Genomic DNA, 15220 nt, shown 5'->3' with positions numbered 1-15220 from the left:
TAAAGGATAGTGTTGGCCTTCAACTGATTCGCTTATAAATGTGGTGCTCACCCAGTCAAGTAATAGAGCAACTTATTGCGGACTGATTAGAGAAAATAAGGCTCTACTTTGATTTGTGAATGGTGCTGGGCGCACTTCACGTAGCGCCAAAAGTCGCAGCCTTGGTAACTTTCAGATATTGCTTTATGGAGTGACCATATCCCAGTAGACAGTTTCTGTCCTCACGGCGAGGCCTTTTCGAAGGCATCCGGACTTACGCCACCGAGATGACTGTGGCGCCGGGTACTGTGATTCCAGTACCACCGATCCTTTCTGGCTTTCCCGCTCAGATACCTTTGGCACTGCCGCGTATCAGCATGATACAGATCTGGCATGAGCGGACACATAGCGATCGGTTACGCTGCTGGTTGCGTTTAAAAATTTACCAGCATGCTCAGGCTCTGGTTGCAAGCCGGACTATGCTTGATATATCGAACCATTGAACTCATCCTGCAACACCGTGATATATCACGTAGCTTTTTGTCAGTGCGCTATATTTAATAGGAATTGATGATATGACGCCTGCAATAAAAGATACGAGAAAACATTCGCCTGATTTTCTCGTACTGATTTATTGTCTTGTTGGGGGATGATCGGCGTGGGATGGGGACTTAGCGTTTTAAGTGGCCCGATGCTTGGTACGGCAATCTGGCGTACCTCTCCTTTAGTCCGCGTAATACTGTATTTTCACCCGTCCAGACGTTACTCAATTTCATGACTGCAGTGGCGGGCCGGATACGGGTATCTCGATGGAGGAAAGCCTGCACGTATTTCCAGTATGCCGCTGGCCTGTTCGGTACCAAACAAGACGGAAATATATGCACATACTCACCGGCAGAGTTTGCTCCCATTTGCTGTGGAGGAGGCTTGCTAGCCCGCGACTTCATTGGCTTTACTGATCGTGGAGATGTGTATAACTCAATTTATTTTTTCAACATTTACGGGGTTTGAGGGCCAATGAAGTAAAAAACCACGTTAAGGAGGTAATCTATTGTTTAAATTAAAATTTAATAAGAAAAATTTTAATTTCATGATAACCGCTGGTAGCGTGAGCATTCGTCTTCCAATGGGCCTGTCCTGAAAATTTTGTAAATGCTTATATTCCGATAAAGTATTAAATCAAAAAGGATATAGGTAATGGCTAAAAAAACTCGCTTATCATCTCTCAGCTATTTTATGCCAAGCGATTCGTTGAAGAAGGTTGTTATCTCAACATTAATGCGTTGATGGATCGCGACACGATCTATACCTTTACGATCAGCACATAAATTCGGCATTGCACGGCTCATATCAGGTGAGCACGGTGATAAGAATGTGAAATGACCAGCGTTGGGGATGATCTGTAACCAAGCCTCTGTACTCTTCGCCAATGCTATCGCGTTATCACCAGGAGATAATTCTTCATCCTTATCCCCGACAAAAATAAGTAACGGTGACTTAATAGGCTTCAATCCCTCTGGGGTAAAAATGACACTTAAGGGGGCGAGTAGGACGAATGACCGAATACGCAGATCAGCTGATGGGGAGAGTTCGGGACGATCAAGTCTGATGTGTCCCTTTGCTTCGCAGACATGATGGTCTTTGGGACGCTTCGCGCAGTATTCCGCAAGGAGAGTAAGAGTCGGCTTGCCTCCTGCGAGTATCAAGCCTGTGGTTCCACCGGCAGAAAACCCCAAAAATCCTATTCGACCTTTATCAATATGCGGCGCAAGCACAGAATCTTTGAGAGCAGCTGATAAAGCAGCAGATATCTGCAAGGGGCGTCCGTAGATTGTGCTAGTAGACCCCATTAAACTCGAATTCTGGAAATTATCGCCTGGATGGGTCACGCTTACGACGATGTATCCTTGCTGCGCAAGGGCTGTAGCGAGATCATGATGTCCCCACATACTGCCCATGTTTCCATGCGATAGTAGGATCAACGGATATAAATCGCTCCCAATGGAGACCGACTTGGACGCCGCGATCTGATAAGGACCGATACTGGTAACTTCCGAGCGGCCAGAGCTTGGAAAGAACACCACCGTTTCCATTGGGTGATGATCAATAGGGTCGACAACTTCAAGCTTTTTAATCCCAACACCATTAATGTTTGCGGCGTTTGCACCTGCAACATATAGCATAAGAAGAAATATCACAGATATGAGTTTAAGGAATATGCCGCTAAAATCTGGTAGTTTGGTAGTCCTAATTATTAACGTTTCCTGTTTTTTTTCAAAACCAAATCGACTGTGGTGACTCAAATTGGTAGGAAATATATTTTCCGATAAGTGTACCGATGGTCTTCTAGTCGATTTAGACAGCACATAGTACTCTTCAGTAGTCGAGCACTTTGTTATATTAATATTCATATAGCCATCCAATAAATAAAATTAAACTATTTAAGATGTCAAAATTAGTTTCGTTTTAACCTGAAATAAGTAGCACGGGAAATTCCCGTTTTCTCCTGGACAGCCTTAAAAGAAAGTCCCTGCCTGATTAGAGCCTGAGCTGAGGAGGTTGCCGGGTGGGGTTTTCTGCCAAATCTGACACCGGTAGCCATAGCAGCTACTCTGCCATCATTGGTGCGTTCCAGAATACGTTCACGTTCAGCTTCAGCTACAGCCGCAAGTATCTGAATCACCATTTTCCCCATAGTACCTTCAGTACTCAGTCCATTCTCCAGAAATCGAATGGCGATCCCCTTTTTATAGCACGCATCAACAATGTGGATCATGTCTGCGGTATTGCGGCCAAGCCGATCCATTTTTGTACAAATGATGATATCGTCTTTTTCCGCACGGGCCAGCAGACGTTGTAATCCTTCACGTTCGTCCGTGGCTCCCGACATCACATCAGTAAATATTCTGTCATCTCTAACACCAACAGATTTCAGCTCCGTGAGCTGCACCGTTAGCTTCTGATGGCTGGTTGATACTCTTGCATATCCCAGTAATGCCATATTGGTCTCACAAATCGATATTGATACTGTGTAGTATCATAAAGCATAAATCACGATTTCTGATACTCATTTTTTGATCTGTTTTTAGCAGTCTCATAACTTATAATATCTGATACTGCCAAAAATAATACGGTTCAATAAATAACGAAAGGATGCGTGATGGCTGCTGATTTTCTGACCGACAAACAGACACAGAACTACGGGCGTTATGCCGCAGAGCCAAACGAGATTCAACTGGCACGGTATTTTCATCTTGATGAGCGAGACCTTACTTTCATCAACCTGCGTAGGGGCAGGCATAACCGGTTGGGGATTGCCCTTCAACTCACAACCGCCCGCTTTCTGGGAACCTTCTTGCCCGATCTCATTCAAATACCGCCCGGTGTCCAGTTTTATGTCGCAAGGCAACTTAACATCCGCTATCCAGAGATCATCTCCCGCTATGCTCAAAGGGAAAACACACGTTGGGAGCACCACGGGCTTATCAGGCAGCACTACAGCTATCATGATTTCGGTGATTTCCCGTGGTCGTTCAGACTGAAGCGATTGCTGTATACCCGTGCATGGCTCAGTAATGAACGCCCGGACTGATGTTCGATTTTGCCACCGCGTGGTTGCTTCAAAATAAAGTGTTGTTGCCAGCCGCATCCACCCTGACGAGGGTCATTGGTGAAATCCGTGAGCGTGCGACCCGCCGCCTGTGGCGAAAATTGGCCGCGCTGCCAAACCGTTGGCAGACCGCACAACTGGCTGGGTTACTTGAAATCCCCGAAGGACAGCGACTCTCAGTGATGGAGCACCTAAAAAGAGGCCCTGTCACTATCAGCGGCCCCGCGTTCACTGAAGCACTTGAACGTTACACTCGCCTGCGCAGCCTGGAATTTTCCTGCCTGAACTTCACTGGGCTGCCTGCCATACAGCTCCGCAACCTGGCACGCTATGCCGAAATATATCAGCAGAATGCCAGAAGAACGGCGGCTGGCTATCCTCACCGCATTTGTGAAAGCGCAAGAAATCTCGGCGCTGGACGAGGCCGTTGACGTGCTGGATATGCTGATCCTCAATATTACCCGGGAGGCGAAGAAAACCGGGCAGAAAAAGCGACTTAGGACGCTCAAGGATCTTGACCGCGCTGCGTTGCTGCTGGCGCGGGCATGTGCACTTTTACTTGATGAGGATACTGGCGATGATTTGCTGCGAAAGACCATATTCAGCAGTATACCTGTCGCCAGACTGGCAGAGTCCGTGGAAAAAGTGAATGAACTTGCCCGCCCCCAGGATACAAACTTTCAGGATGAAATGGTGGAGCAGTACGGACGGGTAAAGCGTTTTTTGCCCGCACTACTGCGCGATCTGCACTTCCGGGCGGCCCCAGACGGTGAACATACCCTGGCTGCCATCCATTACCTGGCAGAGCTAAACGGCTCGAAAAAACGGATCCTGGACGATACACCTGAACATATCATTTCAGGCCCTTGGAAACGCCTGGTGTAAGATGCTGAAGGTCGGATACAGCGAGCGGGTTACTCGTTGTGTCTGCTGGAGCGACTTCAGGATGCGCTACGCCGTCGTGACATTTGGTTGGAAAACAGCGATCGTTGGGGTGATCCGCGCCAAAAACCTCTTCAGGGGGAAGAATGGCAGGCGCAGCGGGTTCCAGTGTGCCGGGCATTGGGTCACCCCACCAATGGCAGTAAAGCATCGGAGCAATTGGCAGCACGGCTAGATGAAACCTGGAAAACGGTGGCATCACGTTTTGACCGCAATACCGCCGTGGACATCTGAAATGAAGGTAAATATCCTTCGCTGACCATCAGCAGCCTGGATAAATTGGATGAACCACCGGCGCTCATACGACTGAGCAGCCGAGTCAGACAATTGCTCTCACCCGTTGACCTGACAGAACTGTTGCTCGAGATTGACGCCAGAACGGGCTTCACCTGTGAATTCAGCCATGTCAGCGAGTCAGGTGCCCGTGCGCAGGATCTACATATAAGCCTGTGTGCGGTGATGCTGGCTGAGGCCTGCAATATCGGACATGAGCCGCTGATCAAGCACAATATCCCTGCCCTGACCCGCCATCGCCTGAGCTGGGTGAAACAGAACTACATCCGAGCAGAAACGCTGGTCAGCGCCAATGCGCGACTGGTTGATTTTCAGTCCTCGTTAGCGTTGGCAGGATACTGGGGTGGCGGTGAGGTAGCCTCCGCTGATGGTATGCGTTTTGTCACACCAGTGAAAACGGTGAATTCTGGCCCCAACAGAAAATACTTTGGTTCAGGGCGCGGCATCACCTGGTACAACTTTGTCTCTGACCAATATTCGGGTTTTCATGGCATAGTTATCCCTGGAACGCTGCGGGATTCCATCTTTGTGCTTGAAGGGCTACTTGAGCAACAAACGGGACTAAACCCGGTTGAAATCATGACGGACACAGCAGGTACCAGTGACATTATCTTTGGCTTGTTCTGGCTACTGGGATACCAATTTTCACCTCGTCTGGCGGATGCGGGTGAGGCGGTGTTCTGGCGGGCCGACAAAGCAGCGAATTACGGGGCGTTGGACGAACTGGCGCGGGGTTGTGTTGACCTTTCTAAAATAGAAAGCCACTGGAATGAGATGATGCGGGTTGCCGGTTCGCTGAAGCTGGGCACTATTCATGCGTCAGAACTCATTCGATCGCTATTGAGAAGTACCCGACCGTCAGGGCTTGCTCAGGCAATAATGGAGGTCGGAAGAGTTAATAAGACATTGTATCTTCTCAACTATATTGATGATGAAGACTATCGCCGCCGGATCCTAACACAGCTGAACCGGGGCGAAGGTCGCCATGCCGTGGCAAGAGCCATCTGCTACGATCAGCGTGGTGAGATCAGAAAACGTTACCGCGAGGGGCAGGAAGATCAGTTGGGTGCGCTGGGTCTGGTGACAAACGCAGTGGTGCTGTGGAATACACTTTATATGCAGGAAGCCTTGTCGCACCTGCGCAGCACCGGGGAAGGGCCAGAGGATGAACATATCGCGCGGCTTTAGCCTCTGATACACGGTCATATCAACATGCTGGGACATTATACGTTCACACTATCGGAGGATATTATGAAGGGGGAGTTGAGGCCGTTAAATCTAAATATAAACAATGAATTATCTCCTTAGCGTGGTTTTTTACATCATTGGCCCTCAAACCCCTTTACGGGTTCCCAATGCTTTTTTCTACATGTTTACTTCCGAACTTTTACTGGCTACAGGAACCCACGAAATAACACCCATAACTCCGCTGACATTCTTCTCTTTGGATTTATAACTAGTTGCCGAGTTTGAAATCCAATCATTTAAAAACATACTGATATTTTATTTTTATAGCGGATGAACGCTTATAGTATGATGTGACAAATTTAACCAACCCATTAGCTCACAGATAACCACAACATAAACAAGTAAGTTTAAAATTCAGTTAGGCCTGAAATTATTAGCCAGTATTATCTGATATTACTAACGAGCTAAAAAATCTAGAATAGTACAATCCCATTTATCATTCACGGAGTAGCTTTACTGTTGTAAATGCGTTTCCATACCCAACTCAACGTCTTGACAAGATCACCGGACTCAGGCATTTGGGTTATTTCGGGTGCTGCAGCCCAAACGCCACGGTCAACTATGCCCGTAATGTCATAGCGGAAAAAATAATCAGGCTCTAACCCCATTCGCAGGTCTGTAAGGATCAACCGAAGCTCGCCATCCTTACGTCGCTGCGCGTGAGCGGCGACAAACCCCTGAGTGAACCACAATAGACGTTTCAACTGAGGTACAGATGTCAATTGCGTCAACGCCTGGTTGTCACTTACGTGAAAAATAAATTGCATTGCTCCCCGATCCGCGACAAGGGACCGGTCACCGAGCCAGTAGCCATCCGGTATCCCCCTGCTTCCGCCCGTGACCATGCAACTTTTCCAACAAGAGTAGACATAATGAAGCTCCTTAGAGGGGGTTAATCGTTTTTTGCTTCTGTGCATTCGCACTACGCAGTAGGCGAATATCAGGAAGTAACGTCATCAAGCCGACGATAGCCATCAAAAAACCAACCCAAAGCGGCGATCGCAGACTGAAACCAAAGCTGACGCACAGGCCGCCGAGGAAGGAGCCGACGACAATACCCAGCGTGATGACGGAGGTATGTAAGGTGTTGACCAAGGGCCTTCCGTTCGCAGTACGCATTACGCGTGAAACCATGGCGGGGTTCATCGTGACGCCAACCAGACCGATCCCCACCAACGCCAGAGCGGCTATCAGTTTACTGTCTGCGAACAAGGCAAATAACACCAGGAATACCGCCAGCGCGATCAGTCCAATGGACAATGTTGAGATCGTATGGCGCTCTGCCAGTTTCCCAACAACCAGGTTGCCGACAACCGTAGCTGCCCCATAGGCAAACAATAAGCTCGCTACCGCCGCATCGCTGTATCCTGTGATCTCTTTCAAGATTGGAGTGAAATAGGTGAATGCCGCAAAAGTGGCGCCAATGATTAATAAACTGGTCGCAAAGGCAGCCCAGAGTTTGGGATTTTTCAAGGCTCCCAATTCACCTCGCAGGCTTAGCGCGGCAGCCTTTGGAATGGAGGGGATAAAGACAATACTCACAATGCCAGCCATCGCCGCCAGAGCGCTAACGGTCCAGAAACTTTCGCGCCAACCAAAATGTGTCCCGATCAGATTAGCCATAGGGAGGCCTAACACTGTGCCGACCATAATGCCAGCCAATACAATAGAAACAGCCCATCCACGCAGTGATTCTGTAACCAGTTGCACGCATATCGCCAACGCAACACCAAAGAAAGCCCCAGATGCTGCACCGGTAATCAACCTGGCGATAATCAATGCCTCATAGCTTCTGGAGAGTGCCCCAAGAACTTCACCGCTGATAAAGACCAGGTAAAGAATGATTAACGCCGTTTTTGGCGCGATTTTCAGTAGCCCGATAGCTAACAGTGGGCCACCGAAAGCCATGGCAAACGCATAAATGGAAACGAGATAACCAACTTGCGATATCGTCACCCCCAGATCGTCAGCCATGACAGGGATCATTCCAGAGACTTGAAACTCACTGGTCACCATCGCGAATATGCCTAGGCACAGTATGTAGATGGCTAAAGGCAGTGAGTCTTTCTTTGTATTGATGGGGATAGCGAGATTAAGTTTCACGTCATCCATTTGTTCCCCTCCCAATGATCGAGCGAGCAGCTACATCACCATCGGTTGGCATTTCCTGATGAGTTTGATGATAAGAGGCAATCTTGATTTCCCTGGCCAGGCTATCCTCGGTAGCTGCGGGCGGAGTAACTCCCTCAACCACGGGTCGGCCTGCCGCCAAGAAGAACTCTTCTATGCCTCCTGGGGTATAGAAAATCAGCATGCTGGCAGCCTGGTCTGAACGATTGATAAAGGCATGCGGAACCCCACGTTTGACAAATACACGCCCACCCGCCTTGACCTGATATACGACAGCATCAACCATGATGTCGAGCTCACCGGTCTGTACAAAGAAAAGTTCGCCCACGTTGCCATGCTGATGCATGGGGGGCCACTTCCCGGGGGGATAAGTGCCTCAATCAGCGTCATGGTATTACCACTGTTTTGAGCATCAAGAAGAATCTGATATTCATCACCACTCATCCATACTTTCGGTCCAAAACCTGCGGGTAAATAGGTTCGCCTTATATCGGATGCGGATTTATCCCTTGGGTTTCTCTCTGACTTTTTCATCATAAACCTCTTTAGCTTTGTGTCGGATTAGCCTGCAGCAGCGAGCTTAGCTTGTGCCACTCTGGACGTGACCAGCAAATTGCTGGGAGTAACACGAGTTTCTATAGGCCCCAGTTTTTCCCTGTGCTTATCGCGTGTAGACCGATATGTGTTTTGAATTGATTGAACAGGCGAATAATCTGCTGAACCTGTTTCACCGTATGGGGACGAATGACGGCATGAATAGCGCGAGATCTGAATTGACTGGCATTGCGTTGCGGGGGCAAGGGCAGTGAACTCATTGGCTTATTATAGGTTAAATTCTCCTCGCCGATCAGTTGCTCAACCTGAACCAGCACCTGTTGTAGTGCCGTGAAATCTATCGGTTGTGAACTTCTATTAATTTGATCCATCAACATTTCTCCTTGAGAAAGCGTCGTAGTCAGATTTAAGGACAACTTAAATCCTGCACTGGCCGAACGGCTATAGTGCCAGGCAGAAAGATGTGACGTGGTTCACCATGACGTTTGCGCCAATTCACATGAGCGAGCAAACGGATCATTCTGGGGAGCATTATCTGGGTGGGGAGTTCCGCAGCACGTAGCATAGGGATCCTTCCCCAACCCGCTTCTTGAGCCGCCAGAGGAGGAAGCTCGCTAGTCAAATTCGGGGTAACGGTAAAAATGAAACTAATCAAGTCTGAATGACGCAAACTATTGCGAGTAACGAGTTGGCTAATTAAGGCCGAGGTACCTGACGCAATCAAATCAGGCGTATCGGATGCGATTTGTATGGCCCCTCTTATCGCACGGAGTTGAGAAGAGCAACAACCTGTCCTCCTTGTCTGTTTGCGCATATCGATCCCTCAATTTTGTGACACAGCAATGGTATTGGCGTCTACCGGTCAGCGGTCGAAATCAGCGCTATGCAGCTAGCCGTTGCTAATTCTTTGAACCGCGAAAAGACGATGCATTATCAGGTTTTTATCCATTTCTGTAATAACAATTACAAAAATCTAACACCCTTGCCAAATTCAATCAAGTGAATTATGTTATTACCACTACAGAAATAAAGTGAGGTAAAAAGGGCATGTCGGTAAGAGGAAGACCTCTTAGTTTTGATCGAGGGCTAGCACTCAAACGTGCGATGGAGGTGTTCTGGTCGAAAGGTTATGAGGGAGCACAATTGGTTGATCTCACAACAGCAATGGGGATCAATCCACCCAGTTTTTATGCAGCCTTCGGTAACAAAAAAGCGGCATTTTGTGAGGCCGTTGACCTGTATATTGAGACTATAGGGTGCAAATCAGCACATGCTCTCAATACTGCCAAGACGGCACGTGCAGGATTAAAAGCCATGCTTAAATGCTCTATTGATGTCGCTACATCCAATGAATCCGGAGGGTGCCTCATTGTGTTAGGCGTAGTGAATAATTTTGCTGAAAACCATGAGGTATGGGCATACCTTAAAAATGCGCGCCGCAAAACATTGGCTATGATCCATGCCAGGCTTGAACGAGGCGTAATGGAAGGGGATCTCCCTGCGAATACCGATGTCAAAGTGCTCGCTTCCTATTTTTTAGGGCTAACACAGACTATTTCATTTCAAGCCCGCGATGGCGCCTCACGTACTGCGCTCACACGTTTGATAGAGCCAGCAATGGCCGCTCTCCCGCTTACATAAGCGTACAAGCATCCCAAGTATAAACATTAACCCCCTCGGAACCCGCCGCCAGATCACACCCTCAATATTTAACATGAAAAGTACACTTTTTACCTTAATGTTACATTCCTTTAAATCACCTTACGCATACTCATCCCACGCCCACCCCTACCGAGGGAACCAACTGATGAAAACTAGCAACCCGATGCTGGAAAAATTACTGCCCATTCTGCCACTTAACGCTGCCAATGCCGCCTAGGCAGAAAACGAACGAAAAGTACCGGATGAGAATATCCGTTTGTTAAAAAGCATAGGTATGCACCGGATTTTCCAACCGAAAAAATTCGGTGGCCTGGAAATCTCCCTGCCAGAATTCACCGACTTTGTCGCCGCGCTGGCTGGAGCCAGCGTAGGTACGGCTACCCCGGCGCTAATGTGTCTTGCAGAGTCCACCCGCCGCCCGTGCCTTTTTGGAAAAAAACTGGCAAGAACATGCCGAACACGGTCGCCGGCACCAATATCCTTCTCACCAGACATTGACGTTCTGGCGTACCAACCAGGCCTACGCAGTCAAAATGTGCATCGAATCGGTTGATCGCCTGTTCAGCGCTGCGGGGGCAACCAGTTGGATGGAAAGCAATGAGATCCAGCGCCTGTTCCGCGACTCACACATGACCGGGGCACACGCCTATACCAATTACGATATCTGCGCGCAGATCCTGGGGCGCGAGTTGATGGGTTTAGAGCCCGATCCAACGATGGTGTAACGAGCAGGAGTTCCTATTTAATGACACATCACACAGAACCAGCCCAGGATCCCCGCGCATTCCGGCGTGCGCTAGGCAATTTCGCTACCGGCGTGACGGTAGTGACAGCGGCAACAGCAAATGGCACCCGCGTAGAGGTAACGGCCAACAGCTTTAACTCGGTATCACTGGATCCGCCGTTGGTCTTGTGGAGCATTGATAAACGCTCCGGCAGCTACTCAATCTTTGAGCAGGCCAGTCACTTCGCCATTAATGTGCTGGCCGTCGATCAGATGGATATTTCCAATCGCTTTGCCCGCCCCAGCGAGGATAAATTTGCCGGGATTGAGGTGGAGGTCGGCGCGGGTGACGTACCTTTGCTTACCGACTGTGCCGCACGCTTTCAGTGTGAGAAATATCATCAGGTTGATGGCGGTGACCACTGGATCATGATTAGTAAGGTATCCTCCCAAACTAAACTGCTCAGCCACAGCGATACCAATGGTCTGCTCCCATGCGGGTTGTGGTTGGCCAGTAGGGATGTTCTCTTAAATAAAAAGGGAAACATCCCCCAGGGAAATGTTTCCCTGGGGAGTGATAGGTTGACTTAGTAACCCTGTGTAGAAAGTCAGTGCTGCGTTGGTTTGTCGCCTGCCTCATCGATACAGACGAGTTGGACTTTCTCCGGCACAATTTCCATTACGGCAACCAGGAAGTTGCTCGGAGTCAGTAAGGGACTTCGGAGAGACCAGACATTCTGGTCAATCCTGTCCAGGTGGTATTTTTCGACCAGTTGGTTTATCGCTTCAAACACCGGCACGTTAAGTTCAACCAACTCTTGTACAACAGTATCGTCATGCAGGTTGGTATCGTTCAACGTCAGCCCAAAATGCTTCTTCAGCAGATACGCCGCTATCGTCTGGTATTCACGAACTTCATGGGTATCCATCGTTAATTCCTCCGATATGGGCTCAGGCTGCAGCCAGGGCCTGTTCACGTAAAATAAGGTACTCAAAGGCTTCTCGGGCAAAACGGCTTGCCTGAAAAATAACCTTCTTGTCTTCTTTCAGTGCCTTCAGCCATGACGCGATATAGCTCTCATGCTGAACATCACCCTGGATACCCACTTCGGCGCACAGGAATGCCGAACCGATTTCCGCCACAAGCTCTTCGAACGCATACACCGGGTCCCCAAACCGACGTGAAGAAGACGTTATGCCTTCTCGCGCCAATCGGGAGACATGACCGGTAGAATGCACCAGCTCATGCAACAGCGTACTGTAGTAATCTGCCGGGCGATGGAACTGCACCGCTTCCGGCATCGTGATACGATCTGCTCCAGCGCTGTAGAACGCCCGGTCTTGATGCCTATGTACCACCGGTACGCCACTGCAGGCGATCACCTGCTCTGCCCGCTGAATACGCTCAATATCGTGTTGCTCTGGCGATTCTACTGCATCACCGGCCACACTCACCGGCGTCAACAGTTTCTCGGGTAAATTCTCACATTGCTCAACGTTGAAGAGGTGAAAACTGGTCATAAAATTCCGCTGAGAAACCACGGCGTTCCCCTGTTCGTCAAAAAGCGGCCTGCCCTGTTCGTCAGTCTCTTTTTTCTCAAACGGCTTGAACAGGGTCACCAGTGTGGATTTCTCGCCTTTACGCACGTGACCGCCCACATCCAGTGCCTGTTTGAACGTCAGCCAACGGTGTGAGGTAAACCCCTTCTCCGCTGCATCAATCCACAGCAGCAACACATTGATACCGCTGTAGGCTCGTCCAGTAATGGCGTTGGCCGGTAATCCGCTCATGCTGACAGAACGGCCACCGGTAACAGTACGCCACGGTTTGCGCCACGGAGACGTGCCCTTTTCCAGCGCCTCGACGATTTTATCCGTCACGATCTGGAACAGGTCCACTTTATCCTGGTGACGTGATGCTGCCTTTTTCCTGGTTTCTTTCGTTGTCATGGTAAGTCCTCGCCATAAAAAACGGGGACTTACCCCTTGCGGGAATAAATCCCCGCAAGGGTTGTCAGTGCTAGAATCGCATTAACCGATAATAGCGTCAGTGTGTTGAAGCCCTGGTGGTAACATCACCACCAGGTGGAGGTGGGCGTTTAACCAGTCAGCCACCTGCTGCCACTCAGCACGTCCGACTGTCGAATGAAGGGCGTAACACGTCGGGCAATAGTGGTTGACCAGCAGCAGTACCGCCATCACCAGAAAATCGTAAGGATGATGGCCGGTATCACACTGACTTTGCCGCCGTTCGGAGGAAAACAACCGAACCAGGCAAAGAGGGTCACCTGACAGGCCTGCGCCAAAATCACCGTTAAAGGAGATAACGCCCAGACCGACCAGACTGTCGTCATACCTCAGTGGCTTTGTTCCACTGTGGTCACAGACAGTCAAAGGCTTACCCAACCAACAAAAATCAGGCTCATTACGGATCCGATGATGCACCTGAGTTACTGCACGACACAGTTCCTTCCAGGCCTCATGGGGAACAGTCTGAAGATGAGTGAAAGAATGGTTCCGTTTCATCACCATCCTTCCTCCATATCCATCTCGATCTCGATTGCTCTAGCCATGCCACATTTGAAAAAGTAATCCCAGGCACCTTCAGTAATACTTCGCGCCAGGGTAACCACCTCTTCAACCAGTGCTCGGCAAGAAGGATGCGTGAAACGGGGTGAGTTACCGCCACATTTCAACGCAAAATCTTGGGCCAGAAAACCTATCGCCCAAACGTTATCGGTAAAACCATCTTCATCGGGCTGTATGCCAATGCCCAATTTCTCGCGTGCTGCAATCACCAGCAAATCACCTTCAAGGTTCGCCAGTTCACACAAGTCATCGAGAGAAAAGGGGTTGTTGGGCTGGTTTGTCGCCATCATGGTAAATTCCTTTAACATTAAAAAAGGGACTTACCCCCGATAGGGAAGTCAGTCCCTATGGGTGAGTGAAATCAAAACATTGGTTTAGCTGCCCTGAGTTCGAACAACCTCTAATGCAGCCTCCAGCGTTAACCAGCAGATCCCATTGTTGGCATCGAAATCATGAACAGCCTGTTCAAGTGCTGCTATGGCTTCGTCATGGGTCGCCGTCTCGTCTTGAGACTGAACATCTTCGGCGTACCACAGATCCAGCAGGATCATTTCGTCCTGATCCGCATGCCGTTGAAGTTTTTGAATGGCTTCAGCCACCGTTAAGATAGCGGCCATCAGTCAATCGCTCCGCCAATAGCAGCCCATTCAGGATGCCACGCTGCAAAATCACGCAGTCGATGGTAGCTCTCGATAAAAAAATCATGACCCGATTCCGCCAGGACGCACAGGGCATACAATGACACCGTCATTCCCAACGCCTGGGCACTCATCTCACCCCGGTAATAGTTTGAGTACACCTCAACACGATAGGTTTTTTCTGTCTGCGGACAGACAAAGAACCCGCCATCGGATTGGGTGTACCAATGCCAAAAATCCCCGCCATAGTCCTCGCCATAGTCCTGACTAAACTTACGGGCATAGGCGTAGCACATCTGAGTAAAGCTAACCACGTGGAGAGTGGCACTGTCCTGGGAAAAACCCTGTTGGACGAGTACCGAAACCAGGTTGTAGAAACCGGTCATCCAGTCCGTGTTCTCCGCCGTTACGAAGGGTGTTTCTGTTTTTGTCATCTGTGTCATTCCAGGTTTTCTCCAAAAAAAGAGCGGAACCTGCCCTTTGGGGGACACGTCCCGCAAAGGATTGAGTAACAATAAGGTTATGCGACGTTCACCACAGACGTGGGTAGCAGCATCTCGCCGTGTTCGTTCACCATCGCTATACGTTCACGCAATACACGACTGGCATGGCTGAAACATCGCCGGTCACGCTCACTCGCTCGCTTACAGCTCAGATTTTCCAGTTCTGCAAGATGACGTTGCGCACTACCCCGCCATGAACGTCGCTCATCATTCCCAACGCAGGCGCAGAAATGGGCATTCGCCAGGGTAAACATACGGTCCGTTGCATTCCGGTATTCCGCGACAAGAACAAAGGTTGTCATAAGTCACTCCGTATCAAATATGACAGGGAGTCATCCCTTTACGG

At 49.4% G+C, this 15220-nt stretch carries 16 protein-coding genes and 2 pseudogenes; 4 read left to right on the top strand and 14 right to left on the bottom strand.

The window, feature by feature from the left end; translation table 11 throughout:
- Nucleotides 1-1208 precede the first annotated feature (1208 nt).
- Both Q2T71_RS00610 and Q2T71_RS00605 read right to left on the bottom strand, forming a co-directional pair.
- Nucleotides 1209-2390: an alpha/beta hydrolase family protein gene (locus Q2T71_RS00610; protein WP_372557794.1), complete on the bottom strand. Its 1182-nt coding sequence runs from the start codon at nucleotides 2388-2390 to the stop codon at nucleotides 1209-1211.
- Nucleotides 2391-2434: 44 nt separating this feature from the next.
- Nucleotides 2435-2980, bottom strand: a complete 546-nt coding sequence (locus Q2T71_RS00605; RefSeq protein WP_372557793.1) for a recombinase family protein — start codon at nucleotides 2978-2980, stop codon at nucleotides 2435-2437.
- A gap of 159 nt (nucleotides 2981-3139) precedes the next feature.
- Between Q2T71_RS00605 and Q2T71_RS00600 the strand changes: the two are divergent.
- Nucleotides 3140-6133, top strand: a pseudogene (locus Q2T71_RS00600) (Tn3 family transposase).
- A gap of 380 nt (nucleotides 6134-6513) precedes the next feature.
- On the opposite strand, the gene Q2T71_RS00595 reads toward Q2T71_RS00600, so the two are convergent.
- The 5 genes and pseudogenes from Q2T71_RS00595 to aroH form a co-directional block, all read right to left on the bottom strand.
- Nucleotides 6514-6795, bottom strand: a complete 282-nt coding sequence (locus Q2T71_RS00595) for a hypothetical protein (protein ID WP_372557792.1) — start codon at nucleotides 6793-6795, stop codon at nucleotides 6514-6516.
- A gap of 160 nt (nucleotides 6796-6955) precedes the next feature.
- Nucleotides 6956-8185 (bottom strand): MFS transporter, encoded by a 1230-nt coding sequence (locus tag Q2T71_RS00590; protein ID WP_372557791.1) that lies wholly within the window; start codon nucleotides 8183-8185, stop codon nucleotides 6956-6958.
- A pseudogene (locus Q2T71_RS00585) lies at nucleotides 8178-8564 on the bottom strand (cupin domain-containing protein); the annotation flags it as partial. The gene Q2T71_RS00590 and the pseudogene Q2T71_RS00585, both read right to left, overlap by 8 nt.
- A 274-nt stretch (nucleotides 8565-8838) precedes the next feature.
- Nucleotides 8839-9129 carry a hypothetical protein gene (locus Q2T71_RS00580; protein ID WP_372557790.1) on the bottom strand — a complete coding sequence of 97 codons (291 nt, stop codon included), beginning with the start codon at nucleotides 9127-9129 and terminating at the stop codon, nucleotides 8839-8841.
- A gap of 35 nt (nucleotides 9130-9164) precedes the next feature.
- Nucleotides 9165-9572 (bottom strand): chorismate mutase, encoded by a 408-nt coding sequence (gene aroH, locus Q2T71_RS00575; RefSeq protein ID WP_372557789.1) that lies wholly within the window; start codon nucleotides 9570-9572, stop codon nucleotides 9165-9167.
- Nucleotides 9573-9805: 233 nt separating this feature from the next.
- On the opposite strand from aroH, the gene Q2T71_RS00570 reads away from it, so the two are divergent.
- From Q2T71_RS00570 to Q2T71_RS00560, 3 genes are all read left to right on the top strand, one after another.
- Nucleotides 9806-10399 (top strand): TetR/AcrR family transcriptional regulator, encoded by a 594-nt coding sequence (locus tag Q2T71_RS00570; protein WP_372557788.1) that lies wholly within the window; start codon nucleotides 9806-9808, stop codon nucleotides 10397-10399.
- Between the two features lie 419 nt (nucleotides 10400-10818).
- Nucleotides 10819-11145, top strand: a complete 327-nt coding sequence (locus Q2T71_RS00565) for a hypothetical protein (protein ID WP_372557787.1) — start codon at nucleotides 10819-10821, stop codon at nucleotides 11143-11145.
- Between the two features lie 20 nt (nucleotides 11146-11165).
- The gene (locus Q2T71_RS00560) at nucleotides 11166-11735 is read left to right on the top strand and encodes a flavin reductase family protein (protein ID WP_372557786.1); all 570 of its coding nucleotides are present in this window, start codon (nucleotides 11166-11168) and stop codon (nucleotides 11733-11735) included.
- Between the two features lie 17 nt (nucleotides 11736-11752).
- On the opposite strand, the gene Q2T71_RS00555 is transcribed toward Q2T71_RS00560, so the two are convergent.
- The 7 genes from Q2T71_RS00555 to Q2T71_RS00525 form a co-directional block, all read right to left on the bottom strand.
- The gene (locus Q2T71_RS00555) at nucleotides 11753-12073 is read right to left on the bottom strand and encodes a TA system toxin CbtA family protein (RefSeq protein ID WP_372557785.1); all 321 of its coding nucleotides are present in this window, start codon (nucleotides 12071-12073) and stop codon (nucleotides 11753-11755) included.
- Between the two features lie 22 nt (nucleotides 12074-12095).
- On the bottom strand, nucleotides 12096-13094 hold the full coding sequence (locus tag Q2T71_RS00550) for an ArdC family protein (RefSeq protein WP_372557784.1): 999 nt from the start codon (nucleotides 13092-13094) through the stop codon (nucleotides 12096-12098).
- An 81-nt stretch (nucleotides 13095-13175) separates the two neighbouring features.
- Nucleotides 13176-13670, bottom strand: a complete 495-nt coding sequence (locus Q2T71_RS00545; RefSeq protein ID WP_372557783.1) for a hypothetical protein — start codon at nucleotides 13668-13670, stop codon at nucleotides 13176-13178.
- Entirely contained in the window at nucleotides 13670-14023 is a 354-nt protein-coding gene (locus Q2T71_RS00540) for a hypothetical protein (protein ID WP_372557782.1), read from the bottom strand. The genes Q2T71_RS00545 and Q2T71_RS00540 overlap by 1 nt, the downstream gene beginning before the upstream one ends.
- Nucleotides 14024-14107: 84 nt before the next feature.
- Complete coding sequence (locus tag Q2T71_RS00535) at nucleotides 14108-14350, bottom strand: hypothetical protein (RefSeq protein ID WP_372557781.1); 243 nt, start codon at nucleotides 14348-14350, stop codon at nucleotides 14108-14110.
- Nucleotides 14350-14805: an antirestriction protein gene (locus Q2T71_RS00530; RefSeq protein WP_372557780.1), complete on the bottom strand. Its 456-nt coding sequence runs from the start codon at nucleotides 14803-14805 to the stop codon at nucleotides 14350-14352. Before Q2T71_RS00530 ends, Q2T71_RS00535 begins: the two co-directional genes overlap by 1 nt.
- An 86-nt stretch (nucleotides 14806-14891) precedes the next feature.
- Nucleotides 14892-15176, bottom strand: a complete 285-nt coding sequence (locus Q2T71_RS00525; RefSeq protein WP_372557779.1) for a hypothetical protein — start codon at nucleotides 15174-15176, stop codon at nucleotides 14892-14894.
- Between the last annotated feature and the right edge of the window lie 44 nt (nucleotides 15177-15220).

Origin of the sequence: Yersinia sp. 1652 StPb PI (assembly GCF_041538345.1) — a bacterium.
GTDB lineage: Bacteria > Pseudomonadota > Gammaproteobacteria > Enterobacterales > Enterobacteriaceae > Yersinia > Yersinia enterocolitica_E.
Note: the sequence above shows the minus strand (reverse complement) of the source record. Positions and strands in the feature narration are given on the sequence as shown.